Genomic DNA, 12,165 nt, shown 5'->3' with positions numbered 1-12,165 from the left:
ATTACGATGAGTATGACGGTAAGTTTAAGCGGTTATTTATCGATATTTAAATGACATTATTTGGTTATTCGAATTAAAAAAACTAATGTCAAAAATAATCATCAAGCTAAAATTTAATTATGCATTAATAATGACATAATCTCGCATAAAACCTAATTTAAATGCATAAAAAGTCTTATTAATTACGATACCTGTGTAACGGTTAAACAATCTCTTTAAGAAAGATATTGTAAAACATGACATAACTTCAGTTTTAGATAAATAATAGTAATTAAATTCTGCTATTAAAGACCTGTTAAAGGAACAAAATAGACCAACACGGACCATGCAGCTACCCAGCCAACAATCATTAATGTATCCATCAAATCAGTACTCCACATAATAACACCCTCTGCAAATTGGTTTGGTTAAAACGGCAGCCACTTAAACAAATGTCAAAATAAACAGGTTGTTGATTTCGACATTTGTTCCGCTAAAGCATTTATGAAAAAACGACGTTCTTCTAATCCACAAATAAAGCAGCTGACAGTAAATAAAGCAAAATGGATGCCAGTCGATGTTACCTTACTGTTTTATTGTTTACTTAAACTCAATTATTTAATCATTGGTCTAAACAATTTAGCCTATCTGGTTGATCTGTTAATAGTCTAATAAAGCAATCTGCCATGGAGTATTGAGTAACAATTCCAGTTCCTTCCATTTGTGTTAGCGCGTGATAGCCCTCTTTACCTTTCATAGTGTACGCAGAAGATGTACCACAATAATAAACGTCATTCTCAACCGTGCGCCAGCCAAATTCTTTGTGATAAATCTTTAAACTCTGAATTCTTTCTCCTAACTTATTTTCATAATAGTATTTGAAATCAAGGTTATAGGTATATGGATAACTTCCTGACCCCGTTCCAGAAACACCATTGTTTAACGCGTTATTTATAGCTCCTTCTAACGCTAACGCTAAGTGTCTTCCTTTGATTTTATACAAACCGATTGGTACCACAAAAGGCAGTAGTTTGCCGGCAATATCGGCAATTGAAAGAGGCCCCGGAGCAATTGAGCTTCTTACACCACCGGCATTATGCAGGGCAAACTCAACGTTATGACCCGCTTGTTGTATGGTATGGTAAAAAGACTCAGTTACTAGAGGCATAATCTGACTACCACCCGTTTGATCTGGAATCCTAATATGTCTTAAATGCGTGGTCACATGCCCTACAATCGTTTGCTGTAGTTCTCTCACCTTTGGAATATACTTATCCTGTAACAAACTATGTACTGCGTGGTCTCGTTTACAAACCACAACATTTACGTTGTTATTTAAATATTCACCGGCCTTTTGATGTAACGTATCGGAGTTAACCTTTGATAAACTTGCGTCAATACATAGACGACGTCCAAACAGCAACTCGTTTTTACCTTCAAAGCGGCTCACGTTGCCATCAGCATCAAAATCTATTTCACAGTGCCCTAATGCCTGAGCATGTAAACCGGCCTGGACAATGCGAGTATTATTTATACATAAACCATATTCTCCACCATCATTTAATCCAATATTGCTAAAATCACCTTGTAAAGTATGAGAATGCCCACCAATGATAATCCCTAACCCATTAACGCTTTGCGCCAGTTGTTTATCTGTGTCAAATCCGAGGTGACTCAATAAGATTATTTTATTAATACCATCGGTTCGAATTGCATCTATGGTTTTTTGTACCGTTTCAAAAGTATTTTCAAAATAGGTATCTGGATCTGGATTAGAAATATCTGCCATTTGGTCCATCGATACACCAAATATCGCAATAGGTTCACCTTGTACTCGCTTGACTAACCAGTTGGCCGTTTTTTTTTGCGCACAATAGGACAATAGATTTGTCTGTTGTTGTAAGCGATGACTTTTATCATGCCGCTCGTCAGATAAATTCCAATTACCAGCGAGTAACGGAAAATTAATTCGTTGTAATAGCTCGGCCACAGGTTCATTACCCATGTCCAGTTCATGATTTCCTAATGCCATTGCATCAATTTCTAATGCATTCAATAGATCAGCATTGGCTTTTCCTTTAAACAGAGAGAAATAGAGTGTACCTTGAAAGCAATCCCCCGCATGAAAGAACAGATATTCTCGTCCTTCAGATAGCGCTTTGGCTTTAATTTGTTTAGCTCTTGTTGCTATACGCGCAAACCCACCGTTGCTAACGTATGGGGCAATGGATTGTCCGTCTATATTAATTTGAAGCTGTAGTGACTGAGGCTCAAAATACGAATGAGTGTCATTAATGTGTGCCAAGGTTAACTTAGCGGGTTTATTGTTTTTAGTCATAGTTCATTTGATTTTTTATCATACCCATTAATGGTAAACCTTCTTTTATGACAATGTAATGAATTATTGCTCTCGCCATAACCAAAAGTACAAATAGAAGTATTTGAATCGAACGTTTGATTTTAATTCTTGCAGGTCAGGTTGTTATGTCACTTTTTGTCGGTTAAAACACACACATAAATTTATTCTCATATAAAATAAATGGACGAGGGAGCATATATGCAAATACAAAGTATTGAGATCTCAGGTTTTCGTGGTATTCAAAGATTGTCACTCACATTAGATGATTTGACGACTTTAATAGGTGAAAATACATGGGGAAAGTCTTCACTGCTAGAAGCTTTATCCGTTGCACTACCATCCGATGCAAGTTTGTATCAATTTGCAAAGAAAGACTTCCATGTTAATTATGCCATTGCTCAGCCTCAAACTCAGCATCTGCAGATTATTATCACTTTTGTCACCACGTCCCATAACGAAGAACGATCTGGCCGTTACAGAAAACTCAAGCCTATTTGGTTAGATTCGCCATCTGGCTACAAAAAAATCATTTATCGGGTCAGTGCTACGCGTGAAACGCATAAGATTTACACGAGCTACGCTTTCCTCAATTTAGAAGGCAAAGTGTTTGGTTTACATGACCCAGAAAAATTGGCTAAAGAATTGGTAAGTTTACATCCCGTAATCCATATTCGAGACTCACGACGTTTTACAAAGAATCATACCAATACTTTAGAAAAATTTTCGAATTCAAAAACAGAACAACGATTAGAGAACACCTGTCGTCGTTTACTTTCCATGCCCGGTCACGTCAATAAAGGAGAAATGAAAAGTAGCCTAAGATCGATGGAGAATCTAATTGAGCATTATTTTTCATTCAGCAATAAAACCACGCTTAACCCTAAAGTAAAACGTGAAAGTTTATTGTTTTCTGCCTCGTCAGCCGGGAATAACAACCTTATGCAAGTGATAGAGAATACCAAAGATTCTCAAACTCGGCTGTTAATCTTAGTACTGCTCAATACTTATCTTAGAGCAAAAGGGCCACATCAATTACGTCGATATGCAAGACCAATTTTAATTATAGAAGATCCTGAAAGTCGTTTACACCCTACTCATCTATCCAGAGCATGGGGATTGCTACAATTAATACCAATACAAAAAGTACTAACCACCAATAGCGCAGAGCTTTTAGCCGCTGTACCTATTCATTCGATTCGGCGTTTAATAAGAAAATCGGACAAAACCGAAGCAAAATTTGTTTCGCCCCATTTACTCAGTAAAGACGAACTTCGGCGTATTAGTTTTCATATTCGATTTCATCGTTCGAATGCATTGTATGCTCGATGCTGGTTATTAGTAGAAGGAGAAACGGAAGTATGGTTATTTAACGAGTTAGCCAAGCTGTGTGGCTATAATCTTGCAGCAGAAGGTGTACAAATTATTGAGTTTGCACAATCAGGTCTTAAGTCTCTCATTAAAGTCGCAAAAGCCTATGAAATTGACTGGCACGTAGTGACCGATGGTGATGCCGCGGGAAAAAAATATGCGACAGCAGTAAAAAGCTTACTCGGTGTGGACTTAGAAAGGCATAGGTTAACCGAATTGCCAAACAAAGACATAGAGCATTATTTATACGTGAATGGCTTTGAACTATTTTTTAAAGATATGTTGAAAATTCCTTATGATCAGCCAATTCCTGCTAAAAAAGTCATCGCTAGAGTACTTAAAAAACATGCAAAGCCTGATGTGGCACTCGCCATCGTTTCCCAGTGTGAGGAAAAAGGCTCTACATGTATTCCGAAACTGATAAAGCAGATACTTAAACGCGTCATCATGATGGCGAATGGAAATGCCTAAAATTTGATGATTAAAACTAGAAAATATTGATCGTACAACAACTATCAATAAATCTTATAATTCAGTTTTTACTTGATTAGAACTTGTAGGAGTTAAGGACATTATTGATCGATGATTTTTATTTAAGCGTTGGCTCAATTGTAAACCTGAAGCTTTCATTAAATAACCAAAAATAGCGCCAATAACAATAGATGGTACAACTAGTTGCCAGTTTCCATCTGTGGCAAAAGTTGCGCACGACCCAATAAACGTACCGGGAATATAGTTAAGTAATACTTGTTTAGCCTGTATACACATAATAAATGCGATTAAACCTGCGACAACATAACTCATAACGTCGATAGATATATATTCAGAGCCATGAATGGCAACCATCGCCCAAAACACACCACTCAAATTGGTCAATAAGCTCATATATAATCCTTTAATCCCGTCAATCGGTGAAGCAAAAAAACTAGTGCAGCCTAAAAATCCAACCCAAGTTAACAGCCCGATAGTGACAGACAACCAGCCCCAAATACCAGAAAGAATGCCGGTTGTGATCGCAATAGCTAATAGTGTACTCATTGAATGGTTCCGCAAAATTTATATATTGATTTTATACAGCGGATATTAATGTAACGAAATCATTATAAATGAGATCTTCATCACTAAATCAGGATCGATTTTTCACTTATCTCATTAAAAGTGTGACGTAAACGTATGCGCAACAAAAACAGTAACTTGACAACGCCAAGTTTAACTACAATACGGTAGGCCTTCCCTTCATCATCCTCAAACCTTCACGTTTTATACAAGTTGCAAGCGGATTTTCTGCCATGTCTGCTCGCCAAATAAACGATAAGGTTCGTTCCATCTTTAACTCGGGTACGTTGAGCGCGACTAGTTGTCCATTTTCTATGTATTTTTCTACGTCTAAATACGGTAAGCAGGTAACATATGGTCCATTCGCTACCATACTGCGCAATACAGGTACATGTTCATATTCTCGCCACACATCTAAATCAGCAATCAAGTGATGAATAGAATTATCAAAGATCTCTCGTGTGCCAGAGCCTATTTCTCTTAATACCCACTTCGCTTGCTCTAATTGTGCCAAGCTGACGGTTTCTCGCTTAGCAAAAGGGTGATGAGAAGACACAACTACAGTGAGGTGGTCTCGGCACCATGTTTCTTGGTGAATACGGCTATCATCACAACGCCCCTCGATAATACCTAGTTCATATTTATAGTTGAGCACATTTTCAATCACCCCATCAGTACTTTTTACTGATAAGTTGATTCTGATTTCTGGAAAGTCATTATCAATTGTACTGATAAGGTCAGGAATCAAATGTTCTGCAGGTGTTTGACTGGCACATAAACCAATTTCACCACTAATTAAATGTTGCTCGGTGAACCCTAATTCTATTTGTTGTGCATCTTGTAATAGTTTTTTTGCTTTAGGACGTAACCACATTCCCCAGTGAGTTAACGCCATTCTCTTACCTTGCCTTTCAAATAGCGGTCGTCCCAACATTTTTTCTAACTGAGCCAGAGACATACTTGTTGCTGATTGGGTTAGAGCCAATTTATCAGCAGCTTGGCTTACGCTGGCGGTTTGAGCCACCGCTTCAAAAACAGCAAGCTGTTTTAGTGAATATCGCATCGAATCAACCTTATATATGTAGAACGTATTTTTAATGCTGTTGGTTGAAAATTATTATATCAGTAAATCTGATGTGATTTATATATATTATCAATTTTACACATAGTACCGCAGCGCATTATTCTTAATTAAAACAAACCCATTACCTTTAGAACTAAAACTTTCTTTATCTAGCAAGAGGCGATATATGCAAATTATAACAAGGAGCAAGAAATGAATTCTTCGAATGATGCAACGGAGTTAAAACAGTTGTTCTCTCCCAAAGAGATGATGCAGCAGGCTGAACTGTTTGCATTAAGTAAAACAAAAAAAAGTACCAGTATGACAGTAAGCCTAGCGATTATGGCTGGTTTGTTTATTGGTTTAGCTTTTCTTTTCTATATAACAGTCACGACTGGTAGCTCATCAAGCAGTTGGGGAATAAGCCGTTTTGCCGGTGGTTTAGCCTTTAGCATGGGGCTAATCCTAATTGTTTTAATGGGTGGAGAATTATTTACTAGTTCTGTTCTTTCAAGTATTGCTTGGGCTAACCGTCAAATTAGCTTCAAACGTATGGTCTTAATATGGGGCAAAGTATATGCGGGTAATTTTGTTGGTGCACTATTACTTCTAACATTAGTGTTGGCTGCCGGTCTATACCAATCAGGACATGGTCAATGGGGACTTAACGCGTTAAACATTGCTCAACACAAACTTCATCACACTCCAGTCCAAGCATTCTCTTTAGGAATATTATGTAACCTACTTGTTTGCTTAGCTATTTGGTTAACATTCAGTACCCAAAGTGCAATCGGCAAAGCGTTAATGGTTATGCTACCTGTTGCGATGTTCGTAAGTAGCGGTTTTGAACACTGCGTCGCAAACATGTTTATGGTTCCTCTTGGAATAATGATTCACGCAACTGCTCCTGAATCGTTTTGGTTAGAAGTTGGCGTATCTGCTAGCCAGTACTCTGACCTTACCTTCTCTAACTTTTTAACCGCTAACCTAATTCCGGTAACCCTTGGCAACATCGTAGGTGGTTCGGTACTGGTCGGACTATCTAACTGGACAATTTATGTTCGTCCAGAACTGAAACAAGCACAAACATTATCAATTAAAACAACTACTCTAACAACATCACTCAAGGAACTCGCTATGAACACTAATCTAACTGCAAACGATATTATGAATAAAGACTTCTATTCACTCCAAGCTGATATGCCAATTGAATTAGCTATCGATGCACTGACAGATAGAAATATTCAAGGCGCGCCAGTAGTGAATGTACAAGGTAATCTTGTAGGTTTTTTCTCAGTACACGATGCGATGGTTGATCTATGGTGTCAAGACTACCTTCCTTCTAAAGGACAAAAAGTGGTTGATTTAATGACTCGTGATGTTGTTGCGGTTAACCACAATGAATCGCTAGTTAATTTAGTTGAATTCTTGTGTATTGATAAAGAACAACTCTACCCAACGACAGGTATGGGTATTGCCACTCAATTTGCATCATTGTCTGTAGAAGAAAGAGCTAAAAGTATGAAAATCAATAAACCGCAAACGCTACCCGTGTTGAGCGACGGAATATTGGTAGGTGTAGTATCAAGAATGGAAGTAATGAAAACACTACGCTCAATATATGGCGAAAGGTTTAATGTTGTGGCGGAACAACAACAGCAACAAACACTAGAAACAGCGTAACGCTAGATATTTGACATAAACCGATACATTTATATCAACCTATGGTATCTGAATCGGTGACTGCTGTTAAACCGTACAGCAGCAAAATCGGGCTACAAATATCGGTTTAACATATCCAATTTTAGAGTAAATGTTGCGGAATAAAAGAGAGTGAATTTTCATTTAGAAATCACTCTCTTTTTCTATTTGATACAGTTCGTCATTAATGTCTAGTAACTTAGTATCCAGTATTTTCTGTGCATCTCGGACACCTTGGTTATAAAATGCAGGCCCTATTTTACTAGCGATGAAATCTAATAAGAAATCTGCATCAAACTGTTCCAATTCAAAATCTAATTCATCTTCGAAGTATTTTTGTAAAGCGAATACAATTTCTTGCTTCTGCTTATCGGTAAAAGATATTTCATTCATTTAACTTTCTCTTTTATGTTAAAAATCAGCTTTCTATAATCAAATTTCTGTCGCTAACTTTCTATAGTAATTCAGCGTAAACACAGTATTATAATCTAATTAATAATGTTCTACCTAAATTACCGACTGCTGTGGAGTATCAAATTGCAAAAGGATCTGGTTATACGTGCTATCCATGATTTTCAAAACGATTGTTTAAAGCTATGTGAACAGCATTACCCTACCGTTCACAATAGAGGAATGAGTGAACATCATTTAGGCCGAGCTTTTGCCAGACGACTGGCAAGCACGTTAGAAACGTTCAATTTACCCAGTCAATTTGAACCTATTGATACTATGCGTAATTCTGACCATCCGCATCATTATAGAATAGCGTCTAGTGAAGGTACCGTTTGGGTGTTAACGCACCACCTTGCTAGTGCGAGTAGTATATGCAAAGAACACCTTTTGTCCGATATCAGTGAATGGCAAGCGGAATATGGTTTTGCCATTCAACCAAATGACCTTTTAGTCTTGCTAGGCGACCACTGGATATCACGGAGTAAAAAAAGTAGAGAGCTTATCGACTGGTGGATGGGGGAAATACCTGATGATTTTTCAGAATATATCGCCCAAGGAATCACTTTATATAAAAGCGATTCAAAACTAGTTAATGAGCTCGATTGCCGTTTTCATATCCGTCCTTGCTATTTGCGGTTTGGTCATCCACTTGTTCGTTCGCAAGATCAACAACTCGTACGTAAATACATCCAGCTGTATGCCATCTTAGAATGGCAACATTAGCGATTATTCTATTCTCGTAACTTTTATTTCATATTGATCTGGCATCTTTAGTCTTTTCTAGCCAAATACATTGTTAAATAAGAGTTACTTTAGAGTGAAAAAACTGAAGCGCTACCAATACGAACGCTATGCCGTTTTGTGTAAGCTCGCTTATCCACGAGTTTTCAAACAAACTAATTACGGCTTTGATCCTACCGGTCAGCGAGTTATAAAAAACAAACATGGCAAAATATTGATCCGTATTTTGTGGAGTAAAAAGAACGAAGAAGTAGTGGTGGTTATCAAAGGCTCTCATAGTCTGTTTGATTGGTTAGTCAATCTCGCTTTTTGGTTAAAAAGTTGCCGAAAATACCAACTGAATTACTCTATCCACAGTGGCTTCTATCATCTAATGACACAAGAAAGTGTACCAGCACATAAACAAGATAGTCTCGGATTAACCGTATGGGAACGTTTAGAACAGATCCTTGAGCCGCTTATCAAGGACGGTAAAAGAGTCTCATTTACTGGACACTCTTCAGGAGGAGCGATTGGTTGTGTATTTGCCGACTATATTGAAATGAAACACCCGAAATCGGTAAAACGAGTCGTGACATTCGGACAACCAGCAGTAGGAAGTTGGCATTTTAAAACTCGTTATAACTTGGCACATAAAACCTATAGGGTATGCTGTGATATTGATATGGTTACTTTTATGCCACCCATACCAATTATATATTGGCACGTAGGTAAAATGCTGTGGTTATATAATGGTAGAATATATGAAAATACGCCATCACTAATCCGATTAAGTCGCTCGATAATCAGTTGGATTGTGCGACCATTTTCTTATCACTTGATGAGTAAATATATACGAAATAAAGATTTTTTTGATGAAAGGTAATGCACTGCTAGTTGAATATGATTAAACACATTAAAATGCACTGTTATTGATACTTGATTAACTCCTCTACTGGTACTGGTTTGGTATAGTAATATCCTTGACCATAACGACAGCCGTAAGACGCGAGCATATCTGCATGCTGTTGTATCTCGATTCCTTCAGCAACCACTTTTATACCTAACTCTTCCGCCATATTAATCATCGCTTTACAGAGTGCTTGGCTATTCATATCAGAGCAAAGGTTTTGCACAAACGAGCGATCAATCTTCAATATTTCTACATTGATTTTTTGTAAATAAGAGAGAGAAGAATGCCCTACTCCAAAATCGTCTATGGCAATATCAACCCCTAGCATTTTAAGTTGATTCAAACGTTCTCTCACCACTTCATCACTGGTCATAAGTAGATTCTCGGTAATTTCAAAACAGATCAACTTTGTATCCAACTGACTTTTTTCACAGTCACGTAACCATGAATCTATCCATTTAAAATCCCCTTTAAATTGGGCTGGAGAGACATTAATATTGATTTTGATTGGGCGCTGAAAAAGGTTAAATAAGATAGGCAGATGACGTGTCGCGTTTTTAACTACCCATTCACCAATATCGGTAATAATGCCAAACTCTTCAGCTAACGGAATAAAATCATCAGGAAATACTAATCCTTTTACGGGATGATTCCAACGAATAAGCGCCTCAACTTTGTCTACTTCACCAGTTTGTAGATCAACTATGGTTTGAAAATAGAGTTCAAATTGGTCTTGCTCTAACGCTATTTTTAAGTCGGCAACCGCTCGTCTTTTGTCAATTAATTTGTTCATCATGACAGAATCAAAGTAACTAAAACAATTTCTACCAATACTCTTTGCTTCATACATCGCAAGATCTGCACATTTGAGTATAGTTTCAACATTTGTACCGTTAACAGGACAAATAGCGATTCCAATACTTACGGTGACTACGACATCTTCGCCATTAATACAAAATGGGTCACTTAGCGTGTGATGGATAGCATTAGCTGTTTGTGTGATTAGTTCTTTATCAATAGTATTAGGCATAAGTACGGTAAATTCATCTCCACCTAATCGTGCAACAAGGTCAGATGAATCAATTACTTGCTGTAACCTATTCGCAACCGATACTAAGAGTTTATCACCTTGATCGTGGCCTAACGTATCATTAACTTCTTTGAAGCCATCCAAATCTAAGAACAAGATTGTAAAACCCTCTATTTCGCCAGAATTATACGAGATAACATATTGTTGCAATGACTCGTTCAAATAACGTCGATTAGGTAGATTTGACAAGCTATCAAAATAAGCCTGCCTGTGAAGAAGATCATTGGCATCTTTTAATTCAGTCGTTCTCTGTTTTACTTCTGATTCAAGTGTTTTATCTCGATATTCAATATTTTGCAGCATTAAATTAAAGTAATCAGTTAACGCGCCTAATTCATCATTAGTGGTTTTTACCGCACGCAAAGAATAATTATTACTTTTAGTTACTTGGTTAGCTAACTGCCCTAAACTAGCAATGGGCTTAACAATGTAGCGACTAAAAAATATCGCTAATACTAGGCTAATCGTCAACGTGATGGCACCAATGAACGCAATAAACAAAGAGTAAACATTAACGTGCTGTCTAATCGAAAGATCATTGGCTCGAATAACAAGTTGACCATAGTCGGTAGCATCTAAAATGAGCGCTTTATTTACCACAATAAAACGCTCATTCTGTATATTAGAATCAACATGAGGCGAGGTAATACTGATAAACGACTGACCTGTCGTTGCCGTAACATTGACATCCACAATAGTATGATCAGACATTAACGGAAGTAATAATTCATTTGCAGAATATTCATCTTCAAATATTACTGATGCAGTTAGAGCGGGAGCCAATATCTCTGCGATGGACTCTAAACGATGCAGTTCTTTCGCTTCCGAGTTATTTTTTTCATAATTAATAATGGTCAAGGCTGACGTCAATACAGCAAACAAGGCTATAACCATAAAGAACGCGATTACTTTTATTTCCAGCGAACGCAGTTTAGGGATAAAATTAATCACGTTTATTCCCCTTAATAACTCGACCCAATCGCAAAACTTTAGAGCTCATTTTTATATCAGCTTTATTAAGGGCATATGAATCCACCTCAAAACGAACTTTACCACCAGTAATAAAGAAATTGATATGTCCGCCAGACTTAACAAAATCTTTGCTCTCACCAATTAACATCGTTTTGGAAAAGTTAGGATTAGCCAGCACCTCACTCAGCATGTAGCTATTCTGATTACTAAAGAAAAATGTATTACAGTGACTACTAGAGATTCCATCTTGCGAAACGAGCTGTACTTCGACCAAGCGATTTTTAACTTTCTGGGACACTAACGTTTTTGCTGCAATTAAGACAAACTGAGGATCAAAACTACAAATAACATAACGCTGAGCAGTATTAGGATTAAACCAGTCTCCTTCACTGTAGCGAGCAAAATTATAAATAAAGCCGGATTTCACTGCATATTCTCGGTCATTAGCCATCGACAACGTCGGTGACATGAAAATGACAATCAAGAGTATT

10 protein-coding genes are annotated in these 12,165 nt (G+C 37.3%); 4 read left to right on the top strand and 6 right to left on the bottom strand.

All coding sequences use genetic code 11. The features are described 5' to 3' along the window. Positions 1-601: 601 nt before the first annotated feature. Positions 602-2,317: a bifunctional metallophosphatase/5'-nucleotidase gene (locus tag R3X26_RS03650; RefSeq protein WP_317715837.1), complete on the bottom strand. Its 1,716-nt coding sequence runs from the start codon at positions 2,315-2,317 to the stop codon at positions 602-604. 219 nt (positions 2,318-2,536) lie between these two features. Between R3X26_RS03650 and R3X26_RS03645 the strand changes: the two genes are divergently transcribed. Then, positions 2,537-4,177: a DUF2813 domain-containing protein gene (locus R3X26_RS03645; protein WP_317715836.1), complete on the top strand. Its 1,641-nt coding sequence runs from the start codon at positions 2,537-2,539 to the stop codon at positions 4,175-4,177. A gap of 54 nt (positions 4,178-4,231) precedes the next feature. Here R3X26_RS03645 and R3X26_RS03640 read toward each other — a convergent pair whose 3' ends face one another. Both R3X26_RS03640 and R3X26_RS03635 read right to left on the bottom strand, forming a co-directional pair. Beyond that, entirely contained in the window at positions 4,232-4,744 is a 513-nt protein-coding gene (locus R3X26_RS03640; RefSeq protein ID WP_317715835.1) for a DUF1097 domain-containing protein, read from the bottom strand. Between the two features lie 175 nt (positions 4,745-4,919). Then, on the bottom strand, positions 4,920-5,825 hold the full coding sequence (locus R3X26_RS03635) for a LysR substrate-binding domain-containing protein (RefSeq protein WP_317715834.1): 906 nt from the start codon (positions 5,823-5,825) through the stop codon (positions 4,920-4,922). A gap of 213 nt (positions 5,826-6,038) precedes the next feature. Here R3X26_RS03635 and focA point away from each other — a divergent pair, with 213 nt between their 5' ends. Continuing rightward, entirely contained in the window at positions 6,039-7,508 is a 1,470-nt protein-coding gene (focA, locus tag R3X26_RS03630) for a formate transporter FocA (protein ID WP_317715833.1), read from the top strand. 162 nt (positions 7,509-7,670) lie between these two features. On the opposite strand, the gene R3X26_RS03625 is transcribed toward focA, so the two are convergent. Further along, positions 7,671-7,919, bottom strand: a complete 249-nt coding sequence (locus R3X26_RS03625) for a DUF2164 domain-containing protein (RefSeq protein WP_317715832.1) — start codon at positions 7,917-7,919, stop codon at positions 7,671-7,673. 144 nt (positions 7,920-8,063) lie between these two features. Here R3X26_RS03625 and R3X26_RS03620 point away from each other — a divergent pair, with 144 nt between their 5' ends. Together R3X26_RS03620 and R3X26_RS03615 are read left to right on the top strand one after the other, a co-directional pair. Next, positions 8,064-8,702: a hypothetical protein gene (locus R3X26_RS03620; protein WP_317715831.1), complete on the top strand. Its 639-nt coding sequence runs from the start codon at positions 8,064-8,066 to the stop codon at positions 8,700-8,702. A gap of 94 nt (positions 8,703-8,796) precedes the next feature. Beyond that, positions 8,797-9,585 carry a lipase family protein gene (locus R3X26_RS03615; RefSeq protein WP_317715830.1) on the top strand — a complete coding sequence of 263 codons (789 nt, stop codon included), beginning with the start codon at positions 8,797-8,799 and terminating at the stop codon, positions 9,583-9,585. A 43-nt stretch (positions 9,586-9,628) separates the two neighbouring features. Here the strand turns inward: R3X26_RS03615 and R3X26_RS03610 are convergent, their stop codons facing one another. Beyond that, the gene (locus R3X26_RS03610) at positions 9,629-11,653 is read right to left on the bottom strand and encodes a putative bifunctional diguanylate cyclase/phosphodiesterase (protein ID WP_317715829.1); all 2,025 of its coding nucleotides are present in this window, start codon (positions 11,651-11,653) and stop codon (positions 9,629-9,631) included. Further along, positions 11,646-12,143, bottom strand: a complete 498-nt coding sequence (locus R3X26_RS03605) for a YfiR family protein (RefSeq protein WP_317715828.1) — start codon at positions 12,141-12,143, stop codon at positions 11,646-11,648. The genes R3X26_RS03610 and R3X26_RS03605 overlap by 8 nt, the downstream gene beginning before the upstream one ends. Positions 12,144-12,165: the final 22 nt, after the last annotated feature.

Origin of the sequence: Vibrio sp. TH_r3 (assembly GCF_033101115.1) — a bacterium.
In the GTDB taxonomy this organism is placed as follows: domain Bacteria; phylum Pseudomonadota; class Gammaproteobacteria; order Enterobacterales; family Vibrionaceae; genus Vibrio.
This window is presented reverse-complemented; position numbering and strand designations above follow the sequence as displayed.